Below are 23,811 nucleotides of genomic sequence, written 5' to 3' on the forward strand. Positions count from 1 at the left end.
AATGTTTTTATGTATGGCTTGCTATTTATAACGTGCTTCTTTAAAAAGAGCTGTAAAACGCTTGGCTCTTTCTGTTATTTCTGAAAATTTATCCGCTTCTATAAGCTTGTTGTTCACTAAATCGCTTCCGATTCCTGCACAGTCGGCTCCTGATTTTATAAAATCCTGAATATTGTCAAGGCCTATGCCCCCTACCACCATAATACTGATGTGATCCAAAGGCCCTTTAACCTGTTTGATATATTCGGGACCGTAAATTTTAGCAGGAAATACCTTTACGATTCTTGCCCCGCTTTCCCACGCCGCAAGCATCTCTGTAGGGGTCGCTACCCCCGGAACGCAGAGGATATTATATTTCTGGCATATTTTAATTACCCCTGTATTTAAAGTCGGAGAAAGGGCAAATTGGGCCCCTGCAAGCATTGCCTCTCTGGCGGTTTCCGTATCGAGCACGGTTCCCGCCCCTATAGTAAGGTCTCCTGCAAACTCACGGCTTAACTCCTTAATGATTTCACTTGCATCTTGGGTGTTATAGGCAACTTCTATAGAGCTTATTCCTCCCTTAATCAATGCCTCAGCCGTTTTGCATGCCTTTCCTTTAGGGATTCCTCTAACAATTGCACATATTCCCTCTTCTTTTAAGCCAGTGAGTATTTTTAAATCATTCATTTCAATACTCCTTTCTTTTACCATTCTGCCATGGTACCGTCATGGTTTTTCCACTTGGGATTGCGCCAATTAAGGTCCTGTGTGCTTACTTCCTTTACCTTTTCTTCGTCTATTTCAACGCCGAGCCCCGGCCCCTTGGGAATATCTACGTACCCGTCATGATACTGGAACATCTCTTTATTCTTTACAAAGTCCAAAAGGTCAAATCCTCTGTTATAGTGAATGCCTAAGCTCTGCTCCTGAATAAACACATTGGGCGTACATACGTCAACCTGAATGCTTGCTGCAAGGGCAATAGGACCGTAAGGCGCATGAGGAGCCACGGCAATGTCAAAAGCTTCAGCCATGGCGGCAATCTTTTTGGTTTCAAGGATGCCCCCTGAAAGGGCAACGTCTGGCTGTATAATATCTACAATCCCTGCCGAAAGAAGATGCTTGAAATCCCATCTGGTGGAAAGCCGTTCCCCTGTTGCAATCGGAATACTGGTATGGGCCGCTATATGTTTTAAGGCTTCTTCATTTTCAGGAAGCACAGGCTCTTCTATGAACATTGGCTTAAAAGCCTCAAGCTCCTTTACTAAAACCTTTGCCATAGCCTTGTGGACCCTTCCGTGAAAATCAATCCCCACTTCAAGCTCGTATCCCACGGCAGTTCTGATGGCCTGCATATTTTCAAGAACAGCATCGATTTTCTTATGGGAATCTATGTAATGCATTTCCGCAAGGGCATTCAGCTTTACTGCTTTAAATCCTTTTTCTTTTCTGTCAAGGGCTTCCTTTCCGGTGTCGCAGGGCCTGTCTCCCCCAATCCATGAATACACCATTATTTTCTCTCTTGCCTTGCCTCCAAGAAAATCATAAACCGGCATATTATGATATTTCCCTTTAATATCCCAAAGGGCTGTTTCTAACCCCGAAACCGCCGTCATATGAATAGGGCCGCCTCTGAAAAAGAACCGGTACATCAGCTGAAAATGAGCTTCTATATCAAGAGGGTTTTTTCCGATTAAATAGTCTGCTGTTTCCTTTATGCAGTTTACGACGGTTTCCGTTCTTGTCCCGCCGACGCATTCTCCCCAGCCGGATATACCCTCATCTGTGTTCACTTTTAGAAAAATCCACCGGGGCTTTACTTTATAAACCTCTACAGATGTAATAACCATTAATCTTCCTGCCTTCCCTTTGCTTTATTTGGATTTTCCCTTATTAAATTCGGCGGTGTCTCTCCCTGTAAAACTGCTATGACATTATCAACGGCGGTATTTCCCATTCTTTTGTTGGAATCAAAGGTAGTACCTGCCTCATGGGGGGTAAGATATACATTAGGCAAATCAAATAAGGGGAGCCATTCCGGCGGCTCATAATCAAAAACATCTGTAGCATAGCCTAAAACCGTACCATCTGTTAAAGCCTCATAAAGGGCATCGGTATCGATAATCTGGCTTCTTGCGGTATTGGCTAAAATCACGCCCTTTTTCATCAGCTGAAACTGCTCTTTTCCTATCATTTTCCTTGTTCCGTCATTTAAAGGAACATGAAGGCTTATGTAATCAGATTTTTTCAGAAGCTCTTGAAGGCCTACATAATTGATGCCCAAATCAAGGCCTTCCTGCTTCTCTGCAATGTCATATCCGAGGATATTCATATCAAAGCCTGTGGCTCTTTTGGCCATGGCAAGACCGATATTGCCAACCCCTATAATGCCGATGGTCTTTTGATGCATGCTCTGTCCCGGGCGTTTAAGCCATTTTTTTGCCTTTGTTTCTTCCACTGTCTTACAGAAATCTCTGCCTATGAGGAGCAAAAAACCCATGGCGCAGTCGGCGACCTCTTCTTTATTTGTTCCCGGGGCATTGGTTACAATAATATTATTTTTATGGGCGGCATCAATATCAATACCGTCAACGCCTACGCCGTGCTTGGCTATGATTTTTAAATTCCTAAGCTTTTCAATGACTTCGCCTTTCACCTTGTCGTTTCCCACAATCATGGCATCGGCATCTGAAATATGTTCTATCATTTCCGCATCGGTAAAAGGCCTGCCGTAAGGATTGATCATAACTTCACAGCCGATTGCCTTAAGCCTTTCCACCGGTTCGCTTACAAATCTGCCAAAGGTTACCGCTGTAGAAACTACTTTAAACTTTTTGTCCATAACTTCCTCCTTAACCCTGAAACTATAAAATTCACTAGATATTTTTATTTAGAAAATCGGTTAATTCATCTTTATCCTTTGCCGCCATTAAACCCTCTACATAGGCTTTATCCGTAAACTTACTCATTAAAATCTGCAAAAGCTCAATTTGGCTTCCATTATGCTGAAAAAAGCCCAGAAGGAAAATAATCGAAATATTCAAGCGCCTGTCGTCTGTACCCATCTCTACGAATTGAACAGGCTTTTTCAATCTGAAAACGGATATAAATGGCTTTAAAATATGCTTTGAATCGCAATGGGGTATGGCGATACCCCAGGGCTCTATAGGGAGCCCTGTAGGAAAAAATACTTCTCTTTCTTTAATTGCGGCAAGAAAGGATTCCTCTACATATTCACCTTCAAGCTCCTTTGCAGCAAATTCAAAGAATTCCTCTGTGTCCTTAAATTCTTTGTCAATATAGACAATATTTTTGTCAAACGATATTTTGTCCATCTATTAATTTCTTCCCTTCATTTTCTAATGCCTAGAATTCCACGGCATTATTTTGATGTATTCTGATAAGCTTGCGAATCTCTTCAGGGCTGTCTATTTCAAGTATTTGCTTTACAATGGTTCTGTTGCCTGAAATATTCAGAAGCTGGAACATTGCGTTAATATGCTTTTCTTTATCGATGGCCGATACAGAGGCAACAAGATATATTTTTTTATCTTTATAAGAGAGGCCTTCTTTAATTTTTAAAAGGCTGAAGCCCACATCTCTTGCCCCGTCTTCCGGCCTTGCATGGGGTATTAGGATATTGCCCGAAAAATCAATGCATAAATCCGCATAAGGGTAAAGATTTTTCATGGCTTCAATATATTCTGTGCCAATTTTCCCGCTTTTTATAAGGGGAAGGCTTACGGTATCCAAGACTTCTTCCCATGAAAGAGAATCTTTTATCTGTATAAAACCCTCTTCCAGAAAGTCCGAAAGGTCTCTTTTTTCAGCGGCAGTAGTATTTTCGTTGTAAAAGGGGACATTTTCCCTTAGGCTGTGTCCCAAGGTGATTAAATCAACTTTTATTTTTTCATATGCCTCTTCTTCAAGCGCAACATGGCTGTTTACAATATTCATTATTTTATTGACGCTAAATCCTTTAAACTTTCCGTTATCAACAACGGCAGATACGGAATTTATAATGCTTTCCTTCTCTATTTTCCCTATGTTTTCATCAATGATAATGACTTTGCCGTTACTTTTAAGGGGAATGGTAGAAAAAATAATGGTATTATCAAGGTTTCCCCCTACTTTTTCATATATTTCAAATTCCCTGATAGACATGGTATTTAGAAAGCATATATTTGGAAATATATCTTCAAGCTTTTTCTCCAGAAGATTTGAAGTAATGACACCGCTTGGGCATACAATAATGGCATTTGCCACATAATCTTCCGCCTCAATTTTCTGCTTCGCTTTCGTCGATGAAAGCTGGGCGCCTATAAACATGGAAATCATGAGGATTTCATTTTCTGGAAAGCTTTTTCCTACAAATTTTTCAAGAGGCTCCAAAGCTTCTTTCACAAGATGAAAAACAGATTCAAATTCCTGATAAAACTTTTCAATATTAAAATATCTTATGGTAAGATCGTATTTAATTCTGTAATAGGCAGGTTTCAAATGCAAAAACAGCTTGCTGGCAAGCTCATCTCTGTTTTTAAGCTCAATGGCCGCCTTTTTTTCAAATAAATCAAGAAATTCTCTGATGGCAAGCATTAAATCCGTCACATTGACGCTGTCTTCATTGCCTTGAGAAAGCTTATTCATGCTTATGGATAAAAGCTTTAAAGTGAGATATATCTTTTCCTCATCGGGGATTTTACTGATATCTTCAATGATGATGTTTAATACTTCATATTCCTTTGTGTCTGAAAGCTCTCTTGCCCTGATGTCATAATTTTTTTCGATTATCTGCTCCCGTTCAATCCTTCTTAAAATAAGGACTAAGGCATAGCAAGCCGTCCATAGCTTCGTATCGCTGTACTGGACCTCCAGATACGCTTCAACGTTTTCAAGCTTTTTAAGCATCAGCCTGATGTCTTCCGGCTTTATCTCACCGTATTTTTGAAGAAATTTTTCTCCGTAGGGCATTTTATAAATATTTGCCGCCGTATCATTTAAAAGCTTTCTGATATTAGTTTCGTGGCCTTGTAAATAATATCCGCTATTTCTGGAGTAGCTGAGCTTTAAATCATAGTTTTTAAGCAATGTCTTTACATTCCTCAAATCACGCAAAACCGTATTTTTGCTTACCTGTAAATCTGCAATGAAATGAAATAACGAGAGGCTCTCTTTGGATGATAGGAGGATTAAAATGATAAGCTGGGCACGCTCGTCCTGATTGGGAATATAATCAATCTTATCCCTATCTTCGTTAAGAAAATTCTGTAAATGGTAATTCCTTAAGGATTCGTCTATTTGAATGCTTCCTGTTTTTAATCTCTTTACTTTTTCTTCGAAAGAATTCAGCTTGAGCCAATCATTAATCTTTTTTATGCCGTAATCAATCTGGCTTCTTGATAAATTAAGCTTTTTACCAAGCTGTTTAGTAGTAATACCGGGATGAAGCACTATTTCTTTAAATATTCGTGAGCTTCTCTCATCAAGTAGCATACCTACCACCCTTTCTGGCTTTATTATAAGGCAGCCCCCTTGTATATTAAAGTTCTATTGGGTATCAAAAATACACACACCGTTTCTTAACATGGGTCTAACATTTTTTGAAGCTTTCACTTTCTATTGATTCAATTTTTATATTCATAGTAACTTTCTTATAAAGAAGGAAGAAAAGCCTATTTACTTAAAGATTCAAAAATATGGGTTTCCTTCGAAAACCGTATATTTTTGAATCCTCGCAAATATACGGTTTTGTTACTATTTAATTTTAAATTTACGATATCTAAAAGTATTACCCTGAATATCCATTAAAATCCTCTAAAGCTTTGTAAGGCGCAAGGAATTTTACAAATAAAAAAGCCCCAGTACTTTTCAGTAATACTGCGGCTTTTACTTATTAATTTAATATTGCATTAATTATATTTAAAGCAAATAAACCTTTTTGAAGTTATTTACTTATTATACTATTCTCCAAGGCCTGATGCTACTGCTTCGGCTATGGCGTCAAGGGCGGCGTTCTCGTCTTCTCCGTCTGCAATGAACTCAACTTCTTCTCCTGATTCTATGCAGGCACTCATTATCCCTAATATGCTCTTGGCATTGTATTCCTTATCCTTAAACTTCATTTTTACATTGCATTTAAAAGGCTGAATCGCCTTTACAAGACAGCCTGCCGGCCTTACATGCAAACCAGCTTTATTGTTTATAGTAAATACTTTGCTCGTCATAGATAATCCCCCTTATCTTTCTTCTCAGTATAAATTAATAAGAATTAGACGGAATTAAAATTCCATCAAACTTATGATACTATTCGTACAAATTTGCAGAAAAACACTGAAAATTTATACTCATAATGTGAAAAGCCCTCCTGACTTTCCCTTGATAAACCAAGGGGGTCCGACTTCGTCGTCCTCACGTTAAATTATATCCTCTTTATAATTTATATGTCAATTAGTTTGGGGATAAGCCGTCATATTCACTATATTTCCATCATGATTTTACAATAAAGCGCACATAAAGCTATTATTCAAACCATCTTTTGGAGAGTTTTTTAACCATATGGCCTATGTTGGCCTTATGAACGTCATCGGCGCATACTAAATCGCTTCTGCCGGCTTCTTTGCCGTCACTCAAATAAATTATTTCTCCGACTTTTGTTCCGGCGGTAACCGGTGCATTTATAGAATCTAAAACGTCAATCTGGCTTTCAAGCTCTATATGGTTTCCTTTATCCATAAGAACATTAACCTGATCTTTTACGACGATTTTTACGCTGTCAAGTTCCCCTTTGTTAACCTTTATCTGGCCTTTATCAGTACCTGCAGGGTCACCTACGCTTAAGGTATAATTGGCAAATCCATAGTCTAAAAGCTTCCTTGCCTCATTAAATCTTATAGGGCCGCTGTCTGAACCCATAATAACCGCTATAAGCATCATATCGTCTCTTTTGGCAGTTGCGGATACACAGTATCCGGCTTTTCCCGTGGAGCCTGTTTTAAGGCCGTTGGCGCCGGAATATGCCTTAAGAAGCTTATTGGTATTCGTAAGGCCAAATTCACTTTCTCCTCTTGCGGTTTTATGAACGATGCTATCCATCCATATGCTTGTAAGCTCCAAAACCTCAGGATACTTATTTATAAGCTCTTTACTCATGATGGCTATATCCTTTGCACTTGTTAAATGGCCTTCGGCATCAAGACCGCAGGCATTTACAAAATGGGTGGACTGCATGCCCAATTCTTCTGCCCTCTTATTCATGCTCATTACGAAGGCTTCTTCGCTTCCTGCTACATATTCCGCCATAGCAACGGCGGCATCGTTTGCCGAAGGGATTGCTATACATTTGATTAAATCCCTTACTGTCTGCTGCTCTCCCGGTTCAAGATATACCTGAGAGCCGCCCATTCCTGCGGCATATTCACTGATTGTCACGATTTCGTCAAGGCCTATTTTTCCCTGCTCCAAGGCTTCGTAAACAAGCAGAAGCGTCATTACCTTCGTAACACTTGCAGGGGGAAGCTTTTCATCAGGGTTAAACTCGTATACGATTTTTCCCGTTGAAGGCTCCATAAGCACGGCAGACTTTGCCTTTACACTTAATCCCGATACATTTTCTCCGGTGGTTTTTGTTTCCTGGGCGAAGGCAACGGAAGCCGCAGATAAAATAAAAGAAAATGCCAGAATCATAGAAATTTTCCTTATATGCATGTTTTTCCTCCTTAAATTCAAAGCTTACGGTGCTCAACTTTCTATGTGGGCAGCATACTAAATAAAAGATAAAAGAAGCAAAAACTTTCGAAAAATTCCTTAAAATATGGAATTCTCACTGCAAAGTTCTTAGCCCTATTAAAATTTATTTATTATAATCAAACGATATAAAGCTGAATACCATAGCCGTTAATCAAACAGCCAAAAGCATGTTTTTGAAATTTAGATTATGGAAATAAGTACAATATAAATTTCAAAACAATCTCTAATTCTATATTGAACTTATTTTCAAAAATTATGCATATATGGAAACTAAATTTATTTAAAAACCAATTGAATACTTTCTCCTATGGATATACTGTCTGTGGATACTTTGCTGTTATAGCAGAGTATCTGAACACCTTTTTTATAAGCCTCTTCCAAGGCCTCGCTAAAGATAGCATCTCTTTCATAATTAGGCCCGAAAACATTTATTTTATCCATTTGTATAAGGAAAAATATATAGGCACCGTAGCCTTCTTCCTTCGCCTTAATCAGCTCCTTAAGATGTTTGGCCCCCCTTTGGGTAGGCGCATCTGGGAACATGGCAAAGCCGTTTTCCTCAAGGGTTACACCTTTAACCTCCATGAAAGATTCTTTCCCTGAACTTTTAAAATATATATCAAATCTTGAATTATCGTATTGAACCTCTTTTTTTATAGCCTCGGCATTTATCCCATGAATTTTATTTTCTTGAAGGGCCTCATATACAACGTAATTCGGTATCTGGGAATCCATATTGATAAGCATATTGTTTTTAACTACGCTTATAAGGGAATATTTTGTCTTTCTGGCGGGATTCGTCTCATGGCGCAAATATACCGTAACGCCTTTTATTAAAAGCTCTCTGCATCTGCCTGTATTTTTCACATGGACAGTTTCTTCTTTTCCGTTTATAAGCACTATGGCAATAAACCTATTCGGCCTTTCTAAAAAAATGCCTTCTATCATATTTTCATATTTCATATCATCACCTGAAAAAGCCGGATAAAATATGCTTCAAAAGGAAAGCATCATTCTTCCGGCTGAATAATTTTATTAATTTGCATTTTTTGCTTTTTCTCTTTCTATTTCTTCCATTTGTTTAAGATAAGTGATTTGTGTCTCCGTCTTTCCGGCATATTTATCATGGGTAGCTGTATATTCCGGCTGATGCATGTTAATGCCCTCCAGACCGTTACCCTGTAAAATAGCGTCAAATTCGCTTTTTGAAATCCTCGTTCCGCCTTTGCATATGGGGCAGACCACAAGATATTCCTTCTTATATGGAATGATAGGAATGAAAAATAAAGTAAACCACGACGTAACTCTTACAATGCCCATTTCCACATTGTTATGGCAATTTTGGCAGCCGGTGGGCGGCAGGGTCGTAAATATTTTAACAGTCCTGTGGCCGAATCCGAAAATAAAGAACATTTAAGCACTTCCTTATAGCCGTATATTTAAGAAACTTACTGTAGAGAGACGCTTACTTAAAAACCATTTATACTTGAATAATCCCATTGTCAATTTGCTTTTATTTCATGCGCTCTGCAAACGATAGTAAAACAAATAAATAAGATAAAAGGCGTATCTTCAAAATAATTCAAAAATATACCATTTCCAAAGGAAAGCCGTGTTTTTAAATTATTTTGAAACGTCTTTTATATTTTCTTTACTTTTATTTTACTATAATACTTATAACGAAAAAAAGCAAATTAACAATACAATTTGAACCTTGTATCATTTTTAAAGTTCGCTTAACATATATTAAGCCGGCTAAAATACAGCCGGCTGTAAATAACAATCTATGGCCTTTTCTTCTCTTGAAGAAAATCGGGAATAACAAATTTTGCATCTTTCTTCATATCTCTTATGGGCCTAAGCTCCTGATGGTCTGGGGCTTTTGGCTGTTCCTCAGGCTGCTGGGGCTGTTCATTATGTATATGAGCCTGGGATTGGGGCTGAGGCTGCTGTGTTCTAACAGGATTTTCCTGAGACTGGGCCGCACCGAAAACAGGAATGGAAGGAAGGTCTTCATTTTCAAGACCTGTAGCAATTACCGTTATAACTACTTCATCTTCCAAATCATTATTTATAGATGTACCTAATATGATTTCGGCCTCAACGTCTGTATCTGTGTTGATAATTCCAGCTGCAAGCTCCGTATCCGTAAGAGTAAGGTTTTCATCGCCTGAAATGGAAATAAGCACATTTTTAGCGCCCTTCATGGATGTTTCAAGAAGGGGGCTGTTAATAGCGGCTTTTGCGGCGGCCTCGGCTTTGTTTTTGCCGGAAGCCCGTCCAACACCCATATGGGCAACACCCTTATTCTGCATCGTTGTTCTCACATCGGCAAAGTCAAGATTAATAACGCCTGGCTTGGAAATAAGGCTTGCAATGCCTTCAACACCCTGGCGAAGAACCTCGTCAGCCTTTTTGAAAGAATCCTTTAAGGAGGTATCTTTTTCTATTATATCAAGAAGTCTCTGGTTTGGTATTATGATAAGCGTATCAACACTTTTCTTAAGCTCTTCTATTCCCTTAACGGCATTATCCATACGCTTTTTGCCTTCAAAGGCGAAAGGCTTTGTAACTACCCCTACGGTAAGAATGCCCTGCTCTTTTGCAAGCTTTGCAACAATAGGAGCTGCACCCGTGCCTGTTCCGCCGCCCATGCCAGCAGTTACGAAAACCATATCTGCTCCGCTTAAAGTCTGATTTATGTCGTCTGTAGATTCTTCCGCAGCCTTCATGCCAATTTCAGGCCTTCCGCCTGCGCCAAGACCTCTTGTAAGTTTTTCACCAATCTGTATTCTTATAGGAGCCTTGCTCATTTCGAGCACCTGATGGTCCGTATTTACAGCAATAAAGTCAATAAATTCAACATTATCCTCTATCATTCTATCGACAGCGTTGCAGCCGCCTCCGCCTACGCCTATCACAACTATTTTAGCGTTGCCACTCTGGTTAGAAGCTATATCTATCAAAACCATTACCTCCTGTTAATATGGTTACTTATCCTTTGGCGTTATATTTTTCGAATATAACAATCAATTCACAAATTTACGCATATTCATTATATTATATCATAAGTCCAAGTTTTCCTCATACATTTCCCTTCGTGAAATGTATTCGTGGATAAAATCAAGTAAAACTTGATTTTATCGTATTGTATCATATGCTAAAGTTTTCCTCATACATTTCTCTTCAAGAAATGTATTCGCGGATAAAACTAAGTAAAGCTTGATTTTATCGTATTGTATCATATGCTAAAGTTTTCCTCATACATTTCTCTTCAAGAAATGTATTCGTGAATAAAATCAAGTAAAACTTGATTTTATCGTATTGTATCATATGCTAAAGTTTTCCTCATACATTTCTCTTCAAGAAATGTATTCGTGGATAAAATCAAGTAAAACTTGATTTTATCGTATTGTATCATATGCTAAAGTTTTCCTCATACATTTCTTTTCGTGAAATGTATTCGTGGATAAAATCAAGTAAAACTTGATTTTATCCATATTATATCATAATTAAAATACTTGTTCACATATTTTGAGAGTCAAAATATATTTATAAATGAAATTAAGCAAAGCTTAATTTTGTTCGCATTTCCGTATCATAATCTCAGGCTTTCCTCATACATTTCTCTTCAAGAAATGTATTCGTGAATAAAATCAAGTAAAACTTGATTTTATCGTATTGTATCATAAGCTAAAGTTTTCCTCATACATTTCTCTTCAAGAAATGTATTCGTGAATAAAATCAAGTAAAACTTGATTTTATCGTATTGTATCATATGCTAAAGTTTTCCTCATACATTTCTCTTCAAGAAATGTATTCGTGAATAAAATCAAGTAAAACTTGATTTTATCGTATTGTATCATATGCTAAAGTTTTCCTCATACATTTCTCTTCAAGAAATGTATTCGTAAATAAAATCAAGTAAAACTTGATTTTATTCATATTATACCTTATTATCTGCTCTTATGCCACAGTAAATTTGCTTTAAGAATTGCCAGTTTACGGCATTTATACAAAATACTTCAAGCTATCTTAATTTAAGCCTTGGATAACGGGAATCATCTACATATAAATATCCCCCTATATCCTTCATATCTTCAATTTCAGGAATAATCGCCCGAACAGTTCGTACCTTTAAGTCTAAATCCTTGGAATTACCAAGAATAATATCGATTTTCCCGTAATAAAAGTGAATATTATCTTTGTCGAATACGTCTATGCTTATGATATCATTGGCTATCTCAAATTTCTCAAAAAGGTGGGAAAGATTAACCATGGTTCTAAAGGCTTCACTGTTTTCAACTTCTATTATTTCCCCTACTACAAAGCTTGTAAATTCAAGACCTTCTACAATAGGATGCCTTTCTGTAAAGAAAGAATTAACCTCAAGAACCCTTCCGTCCTTATCAACGTAGAGGTAATTTATATTATCGAATTTTACGTATCCGCTTACTTTTCTTTCTTCTACATTTATGTATATGGTTTTATTTAAAAAATCCTTATTAATTTCCACATTTTTTATATAAGGGTTTACCATCATGCTTTCTATAGCATTGGCTTTGGAAAACAGAAAGATATTATTCTCCGTTTTAAGCTTCGCCATAGTAAGAATATCCTCTTTTGTAAATTTACTATTGCCCTCTACTTCAACAGTTTTAATATTCATCGCTGGAGACATCAGAATAAGGATAATCCCTGCGGCAATAAGAGCAATATAATATTTTAACCTGCTCTTTTTCATCATCACAGTCTCCCATTCAATTTGATAATTACGCCTGATTCGATACCGCGTTTAAAGCCTACAAATCATGCAGAAAAATGTCTTCTATCATTTTGATAAGAATATTACCGCCATATACGTAATATACTATATATTCTACTTTTATAATTATTCCATGTCAACTATTTATCGTCTAAACATGACGCCATAATAATTTATCAAAATGCAAATTTTTATTCTAAACCCCATTTATTACCATCTCGGCGCATTTTATTCCGTCAACCGCCGCAGACATGATGCCCCCTGCGTATCCAGCCCCTTCTCCGGCAGGATAAAGACCTGTGATATTTGACTGATGGCTTTCATTTCTCAAAATGCGAACAGGGGACGAACTCCTGCTTTCTATGCCTGTAAGAAGGGAATCATATTTTGCAAATCCTTTAAGTCTTTTATCCATATCCTTAATCGCGGTTTTAATGCCGAAAGATACAAACTCAGGAAGCCATAAATTAAAATTACCTAAAGTAACCCCCGGCTTATAAGTAGGCAAAACTTCATAAATTTCAGTAGATTTTATATTATTTAAAAAATCCCCCGTAAGCTGACACGGAGCCTTATAATTTTCTCCGCCGTAAATAAAAGCTTCTTTTTCAAGCTTTTGCTGAAATAAAACTCCCGCAAGAGGATTGTTATCTGAAAAGTCGCCGGGACCTACGTTCACAAGCAATGCGCTGTTTGAATTTTCCAAATCTCTTTTATAATAGCTCATGCCGTTAGTAACCACACTGTTTTTTTCGCTGGCAGCGGCAACTACAACGCCTCCCGGACACATACAGAAGGTGTAGGCACCTCTGCCTCTGGGAATTTTTGTGTTAAGCTTGTAATCTGCCGCAGGGAGGTCTTTATGGAATTTTCCATACTGGCTTTTATCAATATCAATCCTTTTATGCTCTATACGAAGGCCTACGGAAAAAACCTTCTGCTCCATAAAAATACCTTTATCGTAAAGCATTTTAAACGTGTCTCTTGCGCTGTGACCTATTGCCAATATACATATATTTGTTTCAATTATATATTTTTCTAATCGAATTAAATCTTCAATCTCCAGAGCCTTAAGCTTATTTTCTTCGGTAATTATTTCAGAAAGCCTGCTGGAAAATCGATATTCTCCTCCAAGGCTCTCAATTTCTTTCCGCATATTTTCCATGACAAAATAAAGCCTGTCTGTACCAATATGGGGCTTTGCATCATAGAGTATTTCTTCCGGAGCTGAAAATCTCACAAACTCCTTTAATACCTTATTTATTCTAGGGTCATTTATACCCGTTGTAAGCTTTCCGTCGGAAAAGGTTCCGGCTCCCCCTTCTCCAAATTGGACATTGCTGTTCTCGTTAAGGCTTCCCGTTTGAAAAAAATCATCTACATCTTTTTTTCTTTCGGATACCTTTTTTCCTCTTTCGATAATAATAGGCCTCAGTCCTGCCTGAGCAAGTATCAATGCCGCAAAAAGACCACAGGGGCCGCTGCCGACAATGACGGGGCGTTTTTTCGGAAGCTTTTGGGGGCTTTCTAAAACATAAATATTCTTTTCCATTATCTTTACGTTTTTTATATCTTTAAATCGGTCTTCGTTTTCGATTTCTAAATCAACGGAATAGATGTAAAAAATATCTTCTTTATTTCTCGCGTCAATGGATTTTTTACTTATGGAAAAGCTTCTAATATCCTTTTTAGAAATTTTAAGTATTCTACATACTTTTTCTGTCAAGCTTTCTTCCTTTAGGCCTATATGAAGCTTAATATTACTGATTCTAAGCATTGTTTTCTCCTTTGATGGCAAGGCCTGCGATTCTACCCGTAAGCCATGCAAAATGAAGGTTAAACCCTCCGCATAATCCGTTTACATCAAGGGCCTCGCCCCCTGCGTAAAGGCCTTTTACGTAGTTTGACTCCATGGTCTTTATATTAAATTCCGAAAGCCTTGCCCCGCCTTTAGATACTTGGGCATTTTTAAAACCTGATGTATCTAAGACGGTTAATTTAAACTTCTTTAAATTGCTTCCTATTTGCTTTAGCTGCTGGGGGCTAAGCTCCTCTGCCTTCATTGAAAGCTTCTCTATTCCCGAATGCTTTAAAATTGCCTGAGCGAGCTTTTTATTAATCGTTCCCGTTAGAAATTCTTCAAGGTTTTCATTTTTATAGGCTTCTTTTCTTTTATGAAGCATTAAAAGCAGTTCTTCGTATGAAATTTCCGGAAAGAAGTCAAGCTCCAACGTAATGTCGGCATTCTTTTCATAAAGGCTTGAAAGCTGCATTATGGCTATTCCTGAAAGACCGTAATCTGTAAAGAGGATTTCCCCTTCTTCTTTTTTCAAGGGCTTTGAATTTTTTAATATTGTTGCGCTTCCTTTAAATTTTATACCTGCCATGCTTTTGCAAAAGCCTTCTTTTATTTTTAACGGCACAAGGGCCGGTGAAATTTCCGTTATTTCGTGATTGAATTTTCTAAGGAGATGATATCCTGAAAAGCTTGCCGATGGTTCTCCTGCCGGTCCGCCTGTTGATATAAGGACGTTTCTGGCTTTAATTATTTCTCCTTTATGAGAGGAAATCTTAAATAAACCTTTATCCTTTGAAATATCCAAAGCTTCAAATTCCGTCTTTATTTCCACATGATTTCTTAAAGCCTCATTTCGAAGGCAATCTAAAACAGAAGATGCCTGATTGGAATAAGGGTATATTCTTCCGTCATCTTCATACCGTAAGAGAAGGCCCATTCCTTTAAAGAAATCCGCTATATCCTTTACGCTGCAGCTTTTTAGAACATCAGAAAGCTCTTTTCTGTCTTTCGTATCATAAAAATCTTCAGATGCATTCAAGTTTGAAATATTGCATCTTCCGTTTCCCGTGGCAAGTATTTTTTTTCCTACTCTTTGATTTTTTTCAAGTATTACAGTATTATCAGGGCAGGATACAGCCGCGGCCAGACCGCAGGCCCCTCCCCCTATTATTGCCGTATTGTATATCATAGGGTCTCCTTTTACCGTTTTATTAAAAGCCGCTGTTTATAGCAAATTGCAAATAGAGAGCAATAAAAACCGTATTTTTGAGATAATCTCCAGTAGGTTTTCTTACTTCTTTAAGACAATTTACTTTGGCAGCGGCCTAACAAAGATTTATGTTTATAAATTTTTCGTAAAAGTTCTGATAAATCTATTTATTGGACGGTACGCTCATTGCAGGCTCCATATGAAAATTCCATACTTTATTTGAGTATTCACCTTTTAAAAGATAATTTTCTATTTGGTCCGCTCTTAAAGTTCTGAAAACGCCTTCAAAGCTGTTGGCCTCTCTTGAGTAAAATATATTTTCAGCCTGCTCAAATCCTTTTTCCTTTAAAAATACAATACCGCTTTCAATAGCATCTTCAGACTTCATATCATTGCTTCCTGCTATGCTGGAAAGGTCAACCTTTCTTGATATATCCTCAACTTTAATCTTAGTGCTTTTAATATTAAGAGAGGTAATATTGGAAATATCAAGGCCCTTGTCGGCATACGCTTTTGAATCGAAAATAATATCCGTTCCTAAATTACCGTAATTATTCATACCGGGTATACTTATTTTTTCACCGGAATCCGTGATAAAATTAAGCTCTGATTCAATTTGTACTTCTGTTCTTTCTCCGTCTTCATCTTCTCCGTAGAGTACCAGAACGAAATAAGGGCCCATTTTCCCTAATCTTTCTAATATGACGGTATAGTCTCCAGAGATATAGGTTATTTCATTTTCACCGTTTTCAATAAAAAGCTGAGACGGATTTATTGTAGCTGAAGTCTCTGTTATTCTATATATATTTTCAAAATTTATATTTACCGTTCCGCTTAAGCTTCCCATAGGAGCTATTTTAGCATTGCCCACGATGGTATCGTCGCCAATATAAAAACGAGTATCTTCTTCGGAAATCTTTTTATTCGTCCCTGAATCGACGGTTATTCTTTCAAAATTATAATAATCCTCTCCGCCCATATATATTTTATAATTAACTGATGAGCCGGAAAAATTAAAGGATGCGTTTTCCATTCTTATTCCAGATTCCCCTTCGGAAACCATATTGCTTTTTGTATTTAAATATATTTGGGGAACAAGATATATAGAGCTTTCAAAACGGATAGGAAATAGCATTACCTCTTCTGTATTCTTATCTGTAAGCTCTAAAACAATACCTTTCGTATGAGAATTAATTGGTTTAAACCTTATTCTATCTGAAGTATAAGCCTTATCTTTAGCCCTAATCTCAGTGTCGTAAGTATTGTTATCATCGTCGTATAATTTTATATTATAATTACCCCAATTAATTTTCTGGTTAAAATAAAAGACGGTTTCTTCGTTTCCTGCATAAAACTTCACGATCTTAAAGGGATAATCGCTTTTATTTTCAACATCAGATTCATCAAGATAAATGAAATTAGCTCTGTCACTGGAATAAGAAGACTGAACTGCAATAGGAGCGCCTAATAGAATTTCGCTGTTAGGCAAATAAGCACTCTTAAGCTTATTTATAATATACACTCCGCCTATGATAGACACAATAAGCACCATCGTAAGAGCATAGGACATAATTAAAGGGGCGCTCATTCCTCTGATAATGCCAAAAATTCGTTTTTTCCCTTTTTCTTCCTCCTGAAAATCAAGCTCTTCTTCCTCGTCTTCGTCATCATCTTCTATAAGGTCAGATATGGTATCTATAGACAGCTCATTTACGTCTGAATGGTTTATTAGCCTGTCTTCTTCTCTTTTAACGATTTTGACAAAAGGGTCCTGCCTTTCAACATTATCATAAACAGAGACATCATTAATAAACTCAAGGTCCATATCCTCAAGCTCGCTCAGGTCGAAGTCAAAATCTTCATCAAACCCCAAATCTTCTAAAGTTATATTTTCCTGATCAGTTTCATTTAAAGACTTGGACATCATAGGCCCATCAGAAGCCTCCTCATTAATCAATTGAGAATGTAATTCATTTTTATCCAAATCAACCGTTAAAACCTCGTCAAGGGCATCGCTTTCAAGCAGACTCTGAAATTCGTCTAAATTCATTCCGCTCATGCTTTCAAAGCTGAGCTTATTTTTTATATCTTCAATCTTTTTAAATTCAGAAGAACCGTCTATATTTAATAAAATATCGTCTATTTCACTATAGGATAAAGCTGATTCATCTATATCAAGGACTTCTGCATCGGCGCTTAGACCCTCATTATCAGATTTTAAAGGCGCACCAATAAGCTCTGATATTTCATCATCGCTTAAAATCGCATCTTCAAAAATGCCGTCCTTGCTTTTGCTATCCACATAATCACCTGCCTGAACGTTTTTGCTTGCTCTTTAGTAATAAATCAGCAGTTTTATTTTTTTGAAGATTATTTATTTCTGCTGCTTTCTCAACGTTCTTATTTTTACCTTCTTTCCTATTTGCCCCATCAAGGAGAATAGATACATCATTATCTAATTCGGCAGTTTTACCAATTTTATTAATAGTCTCTTTGTTTTTAATAAATTTTCTCTTTATAAACGGGAATCTTCTGCTGGCGATATCCATAAGAAGAAGTATTATGGCAAGGATTAATATGATTCCGCCTATATTATAAGACTCATAAACTCTTTGGGGAAGAGGCTCGAATACATCGTCCATATTTTCTATAAATCTTCCCCCTGTAAGCTCCGCTATTTTCATAAGCTTAGCCTTACCCTGAGCGATATTTCTTATATCATATTCCGGAGAATAAGGTATGTTAAATCCTGTTACAATAACGCCTTCCTCTTGATTAACTAAGGTTTCAAGGTTCATAATATATGCGCCGGTATCACTAACAGGGATTTCCCCTTCATATTTACCGGGAGAAACTATTTTAAGCTGTGCATCTGTCTGTGTCATATCAGGAGAGATTATTTTTGCCTCTATGGTTTTTTCTTCGCTTAAATAAGGAAGGCCTACTAAAATACGGCTTTTATCTCCCATAGGCTCTACGGCCACCGTAATGTCTGAGCCTACCTGCTTTCTTAAAGCATAGCTCATCATATTTCTAAAAAGCCTTACTCCTTCATCGGTATTGATAAGCTTTGACGACCAGTGGCCGTTATAATCGCTTAAATAAGCGATACTTCTGCCAAGGCCGTATTGCCATGAAGCAAGAAGAGGGGCTTTGTCCTTGGCATAAAGGATAACATCTGCTCTTGGCTTTCCTGTGGAGTTAATAAATCCGCCGATGGAAGGAAGCTCGGAAATTCCCTGTAAAATACTGCCCCCTGAACCTATAATGGGATAAAACTCTTCATCATTAATATATTTCTTCCCTGCCATGAAGGTCTCTTTTGTAAATATTTTAGGTAAGTCGGTAAATTCATCACTATAATAATACCTTCCGCCGGAATCTTCTGCAAGCCTTTTCAGCAGAACTTTATCCGAATCCTGCCCCACAGAAACGGCAGAAAGGGTAATTCCCTCCGCTTTCATTTTGTTTATAATCTCATTATATCCCCTGCCGTCGTCCTGCCCGTCTGTAAGCAAAATAATATGCTTAAGCTTTGTATCGGAATTTTTCAAAACATTGTATGCTTCTGTAACGGCAGGAAGTATGGAGGTTCCGCCCCCGGGGGAAATATTTGCTATTTTGTTTTTTACATCTTCTTTTTTAGAGCCTAAAATATTATAATCGGAAACCCAGATATTTTGCGTATCAAAGGCTATTACACCGAAATAATCCTTTTCGCTTAATGCGTCTACGGAGCGTATTGCCGCCTCCTTGGCAAGCTCCAGCTTACTTATGCCATATGCTCCGCCGGACATACTGCCTGAACGGTCAAGCACAAGAATCATGCCTTGATTAGGGAGCTTCCCTTCGTCTTCAAGCTCCATAGAAACAGGGAGGGCTTCTTCAATCTTTGTACCGTAATAGCCTCCAAGGGCAAAGGAATTTTCGCCCCCTGTAACCACAAGGCCCCCTCCTGATTTAACATATGCTTCAAGGACCCCATCGGCCCCCTCCGGCATATCCTCTAAAGATATATCTGCCAAAACAATGCTGTCGTACATATTAAGGCTCTCTATATCTTCGGGAATCTCCATAGGGTCATAAACATCATAATATACTCTGGAATTTTCTATAATCGATGTTATTTCATCTCCTGAGCCGTCTTTTGACAGAATAAGAACTCTTGCCATGTCTTCAACATAGCTGTAGGCGTAGGAAGTATTGTTTTCATATATAGCGTCTTTTAAAGGGGCAAGCTCTGCTCTGTATATGATATTTCCTCCGTCTTCCATAACATCGGAAAACACAAGCCTGTTTTCCCCTTCTTTAAGCTCTATTTCTTCTTTAACTATAAGTTTATCATTCCTATATATCAATAGGTTTCCCGAATTTTCAGAAAGGCTGTAAATATTTACGTCTATTTGATAGCCTGAATTTTTATTTATGGCCTTAGGCACATTAACAGATGTTATTTGCGCCTCATCTGTAATATCAGAAGCAGTATAGTATACGTCTACAGGAATTGAAAGAGCGGAAAGGCTCCTTGCTGATTTTTGGGCATCGCCAATATTTTCGTTTCCGTCGGAAATAAGCACGATTCTTTTCTTGGTTTTTTCATCTATAATTGTGCTTCCTAGAGTAAGGCCGTCGGATATATTTGTATGAGAGCTGTTAACATAGGAATTAAAGTCAAAATAACTTACTTCCTCCGAAGGATAGGAATTAATTACCGCCCTTTCCCCAAAAGCAACAGAACCCACAATATCCTTTGCGTCTTTTTTATTGAATGCCTTATTTATCTTATCTATGGTTTCCTCCATATTTAATGAAACGCTTGATGACATATCCAGCGCAAATATGGTGGTGGTTTTCTCGGCGGACCTTTTTATATTAATATCAAGTAACGATACTATGATGAGGAATATAAGAAATCCTCTTATAATATCAGGCCGTTTTATTTTAAAGCCGTTTAAAACATACCATTCCGCCAGTATTACAATGAGCGCAATAATAATAAAGGGGTTTTTAAGCTCTATGCTTTTAAAGGCCTCTCTCAGCCCTTCGTTTAATGAAGAATCATAGGCCGTTTCTTTAAGGAGATTGCTTTCGTCCCCTTCCGGCGAAAGATTTATGGCAAAATCTGAATATATGGATTTTCCGTCAACTATCTGCTCCATAGTGTATATTCCGGGAACCTTCCCGTCAAGGAATCTCCCTGCCGGAAAGGGCGGAGCCAGCGTATAGGTTTTTTTATCGGGAGATATGATTTTTACGCTTTCGCTTCCGGGATAAATATTAAATTCTATGCTGCTATCCGTATAGAGCTTCTCTTCTTTTGATATTTTTTCAGGGACAAACCAGCCCATAAGATTATACATGAAAATAGGGAACTCTTTTTTAAGCGGAAAATCCGAATGATGCAAGTCAAAAGAAAATATAACGGTTTTACTCCCCTGCCGTTCCCCGGCCATTACAAGAGGCCCTTTATCAGAAGAAATAAGGGTGTTTGCCCAATCAGGCTCTTTTATAATTTTAGATTTTGAGATATCAAAATCGATATCTTCAATAAAATTAAGCAGCTCATTGTTATTTTTAAATACCTTATCTATTTCTTCTTCTCCCGAAACCTCAATAAATCCATTTTCCGCAGGAGGATTAAATATGAGCACATGGCCGTCTTCCGGCATTTTTTCAGGCAGTACACCGTCAAAAATATATAAATGATATCCGGATATATCTTCCATATTGCTTATATCTCCCTTATAAAGCTCCACGGAAGGAATAAGCCCTATCACATTTTCAAGGAAAATATTTTTTTGAGAAAATACGATAGTTTTCTCTGCATCTCTTTCTTCTATGACATCGTAATATACATTATCCGTTTCCAGAATATCCCCTTCCGAAAGCTTCGCCATAAGCCTTCTTTCTTCCAAGGGAACATCTGTAAAAAATATGCTTACTTCTTCTCCCGGCTCTGCCTGAAAATCCTTAATGTCAATAAGCCTTGTATCTCCATACAAGGCGATGCTGTCTTTTATTGTTTTGCTTCCGTAATTTTTAACCTTTACTAAAGAAACAATCCTGTCACTGTCAACAGAATGGGACATCAAAGTAATGGCAGAGTTATCCCCGGATGAACCTATGGGAAAATTTGAAACGGGAAGGTCTTTTAAATCAAAGCCGTAATCGGAAAAAACAAGAATCTGAGCTTCTTTATTATTGTAAAGAGCCTCTAAAATGTGAATAAGCCCTTCTTCGTCAACAGTTGAACCGGTAATATCTATGGTGTTCAGTTTATTTAATATATCCTTTTTATTATCTGTAAAATTTACCGCAACATAGGGCTCCTTCTGAGCCGATACAAGGGCAAATTCCCCGTTGGGAGAAAGCTCTTCCAAGGTTTTTTCAAGGGCTTTTTTGGCGCTTTCAAATCTGCTGGGAGATATGTCCTTCGCCTGCATACTTAAGGAAGCGTCTAAAACAAGGATATAGTTTTGAGACTCTCCTTTGCTCTTTATAAAAGGCCCTGCCAAAGCAAAAACCAAAAGCAGCGCAGCCAAAATCTGCAAAAGCATAAGAAGCTCTTTCTTTAGCTTTTGCCATGGCTTTTGAGAAAGGGTCCTTGATACCGCCCTTTCCCAAAGAATATTGCTGGAGCTTTTTATTTCTCTGTAGTTTTGTTTAAGCAAGTACATGGCAATAATAGCCGGTATGCTTATAAGGCCCATAAATGCCAAAGGATATAAAAAATTCATTTAACCACCCATTGCTCTTATAATATTACAGCCTGTTTTATTCAAGGCTTGTGAAATAGTCTTTTACAATTTCCTTCATTCCATAGGGGATATCATAATCTTCAAGGGTGTTTAAGGCTTCCTCTTTGTAATTGCCGTAGACCTGATCATATGGAAGCATTTCTCCCTTTTCTCCTATGGTCTGCTGAGTTTGCTCTTCGTATTGCCCGCTTTCTCCCACAGTACCTTCTATATTAATATCTGTATGGGCTTTATCCTGAAAGCCTCTTGAATATATTTCTTCATTTTCTTTATGGCCCTTGCCTGAGCCTTGGCCGGAAGAATTCCCTTGGCCTTGACTTTGGCCTTGACCGTTTCCGTTTTGACCGCTTTGGCTGTTTCCGTTTTGGCCGTTTTGACCGCTCTGGCTATTTTGGCCATTTTCACCTAAATTTTCGCCTTCTCCGGAATTACTTTCCTGCCCCTCATTGTTTTCTTTGTTTTCATTCTGGCTTTGGCTGCCGGAGACTGTCTGGTTAAATTTATCTACGGCTTTTTTAAATTCGGGATTATCCTGGGAAAGCTGATTCATAATTTCTCCGTATTCCGACCAAGCATCATTTAAATCGCTGATGCTTCCGCTATTCAAAGCATTGCTTAAGTTTTTGACATTTTCTCGAAGGGCATTGTCTTTCGATAAGTTTTCGGCTGCTTCATTAAAGGCCTCTGCAATCTCTTTAAGGTCTTCCGGTGAGGCATTTTTTAAAAGCTCATTAAGTGCTTCCATTTCTTCTCTTATTTCTTCCGTATTGCCGTTTTCCAAGGCTTCTCCAAGGCTTTTTGTAGCCTCGTGGCTCTTAAGGCTTTCTGCAAGTTCCTTTAAGTCTTTTTGCTCCGGTTTTTCTGCAAGCTTTTTAAGGCTTTCCTGGGCCTTTTGGGAAGCTTTCAGAGCTTCCGCTTCGGTTTTAGCGCTTTTAAGCTCTTTTTTAAGCTCTTTTATGATTTTTTCTGTGTCCTTAGCCTGTTTCGGATTGGCTTCTTTAAGAAGCTCCTCTTTATTTTCATCAATCTCTTTTATTTTTTCCAAAACCTTTTCCTTAAGGACCTTTCTTTCTTCCAAAACATTTGCTTTGGGACTTGGTACAAAGCCGCAAATAAATAATGCCGCCAAAGACAGTAAAAGGATTTTGATATAACTCCTTTTTATGGTGAGCCTGTATTTTTTTGTAAGGGCTCCGCTTTTTGCCTTATGAACAGCGTCCTTCATGACAAGGTCATACACATCTGTACCTTCTTTTACATAAAAGGCTGTGATAAATCTTTCCTTATAGCCGAGACTGTCTCCGGCAGCTGCGGCATCCAAAAAGCTTGGATATTTAAATAAAGCATAGAAAAGACTGACAGCAGCGCTTATGGTAATTATCCCCGCTATAATAAGTGCCCTGTCGGAAATGTATACAAACTTTGACAGCAGCAGAAGCAAAGCGGAAATAAATAATCCGCCGCTTACCCCCACAAGAAAAATATTAAAGGCTTTTTCTAAAAAAAGCTTTCGTCTTAAAGGCTTTAAAATACTTTTAAGCTCTTTCATATA

Annotated in this window: 16 protein-coding genes; all 16 read right to left on the reverse strand. The window is 37.7% G+C overall.

What is annotated here, in order from left to right; genetic code table 11:
- Positions 1-21 precede the first annotated feature (21 nt).
- The 16 genes from NBX03_RS10855 to NBX03_RS10930 all read right to left on the reverse strand — a co-directional run bounded on the left by NBX03_RS10855 (position 22) and on the right by NBX03_RS10930 (position 23,808).
- Positions 22-669: a bifunctional 4-hydroxy-2-oxoglutarate aldolase/2-dehydro-3-deoxy-phosphogluconate aldolase gene (locus NBX03_RS10855; RefSeq protein WP_250227796.1), complete on the reverse strand. Its 648-nt coding sequence runs from the start codon at positions 667-669 to the stop codon at positions 22-24.
- A gap of 17 nt (positions 670-686) precedes the next feature.
- Positions 687-1,832: a galactonate dehydratase gene (gene dgoD / locus NBX03_RS10860; RefSeq protein ID WP_250227797.1), complete on the reverse strand. Its 1,146-nt coding sequence runs from the start codon at positions 1,830-1,832 to the stop codon at positions 687-689.
- The gene (locus NBX03_RS10865; protein ID WP_250227798.1) at positions 1,832-2,824 is read right to left on the reverse strand and encodes a phosphoglycerate dehydrogenase; all 993 of its coding nucleotides are present in this window, start codon (positions 2,822-2,824) and stop codon (positions 1,832-1,834) included. Before NBX03_RS10865 ends, dgoD begins: the two co-directional genes overlap by 1 nt.
- A 34-nt stretch (positions 2,825-2,858) precedes the next feature.
- Entirely contained in the window at positions 2,859-3,317 is a 459-nt protein-coding gene (locus tag NBX03_RS10870; protein ID WP_250227799.1) for a PTS sugar transporter subunit IIA, read from the reverse strand.
- A gap of 31 nt (positions 3,318-3,348) precedes the next feature.
- A complete protein-coding gene (locus NBX03_RS10875) occupies positions 3,349-5,475 on the reverse strand; it encodes a BglG family transcription antiterminator (RefSeq protein ID WP_250227800.1) in 2,127 nt (708 codons plus the stop codon).
- 467 nt (positions 5,476-5,942) lie between these two features.
- A complete protein-coding gene (locus NBX03_RS10880) occupies positions 5,943-6,206 on the reverse strand; it encodes an HPr family phosphocarrier protein (protein WP_250227801.1) in 264 nt (87 codons plus the stop codon).
- A gap of 295 nt (positions 6,207-6,501) precedes the next feature.
- Positions 6,502-7,686, reverse strand: coding sequence for a D-alanyl-D-alanine carboxypeptidase family protein (locus NBX03_RS10885; protein ID WP_250227802.1), 1,185 nt, complete (start codon positions 7,684-7,686; stop codon positions 6,502-6,504).
- A gap of 318 nt (positions 7,687-8,004) precedes the next feature.
- Entirely contained in the window at positions 8,005-8,691 is a 687-nt protein-coding gene (gene sfsA / locus NBX03_RS10890; RefSeq protein ID WP_250227803.1) for a DNA/RNA nuclease SfsA, read from the reverse strand.
- A 72-nt stretch (positions 8,692-8,763) separates the two neighbouring features.
- On the reverse strand, positions 8,764-9,141 hold the full coding sequence (locus tag NBX03_RS10895) for a zinc-ribbon domain-containing protein (protein ID WP_250227804.1): 378 nt from the start codon (positions 9,139-9,141) through the stop codon (positions 8,764-8,766).
- A gap of 371 nt (positions 9,142-9,512) precedes the next feature.
- Positions 9,513-10,700 carry a cell division protein FtsZ gene (gene ftsZ / locus NBX03_RS10900; protein ID WP_250227805.1) on the reverse strand — a complete coding sequence of 396 codons (1,188 nt, stop codon included), beginning with the start codon at positions 10,698-10,700 and terminating at the stop codon, positions 9,513-9,515.
- A 1,058-nt stretch (positions 10,701-11,758) separates the two neighbouring features.
- On the reverse strand, positions 11,759-12,475 hold the full coding sequence (locus tag NBX03_RS10905; protein WP_250227806.1) for a cell division protein FtsQ/DivIB: 717 nt from the start codon (positions 12,473-12,475) through the stop codon (positions 11,759-11,761).
- Positions 12,476-12,689: 214 nt separating this feature from the next.
- The gene (locus NBX03_RS10910; RefSeq protein ID WP_250227807.1) at positions 12,690-14,270 is read right to left on the reverse strand and encodes an NAD(P)/FAD-dependent oxidoreductase; all 1,581 of its coding nucleotides are present in this window, start codon (positions 14,268-14,270) and stop codon (positions 12,690-12,692) included.
- Positions 14,263-15,480 (reverse strand): aminoacetone oxidase family FAD-binding enzyme, encoded by a 1,218-nt coding sequence (locus tag NBX03_RS10915; protein ID WP_250227808.1) that lies wholly within the window; start codon positions 15,478-15,480, stop codon positions 14,263-14,265. The genes NBX03_RS10910 and NBX03_RS10915 overlap by 8 nt, the downstream gene beginning before the upstream one ends.
- A gap of 184 nt (positions 15,481-15,664) precedes the next feature.
- On the reverse strand, positions 15,665-17,803 hold the full coding sequence (locus tag NBX03_RS10920; protein WP_250227809.1) for a hypothetical protein: 2,139 nt from the start codon (positions 17,801-17,803) through the stop codon (positions 15,665-15,667).
- A 4-nt stretch (positions 17,804-17,807) separates the two neighbouring features.
- The gene (locus NBX03_RS10925) at positions 17,808-22,238 is read right to left on the reverse strand and encodes a VWA domain-containing protein (protein WP_250227810.1); all 4,431 of its coding nucleotides are present in this window, start codon (positions 22,236-22,238) and stop codon (positions 17,808-17,810) included.
- A 37-nt stretch (positions 22,239-22,275) separates the two neighbouring features.
- Positions 22,276-23,808, reverse strand: coding sequence for a hypothetical protein (locus NBX03_RS10930; protein WP_250227811.1), 1,533 nt, complete (start codon positions 23,806-23,808; stop codon positions 22,276-22,278).
- Between the last annotated feature and the right edge of the window lie 3 nt (positions 23,809-23,811).

Origin of the sequence: Anaeropeptidivorans aminofermentans, from assembly GCF_940670685.1 — a bacterium.
In the GTDB taxonomy this organism is placed as follows: Bacteria; Bacillota; Clostridia; order Lachnospirales; family UBA5962; genus Anaeropeptidivorans; species Anaeropeptidivorans aminofermentans.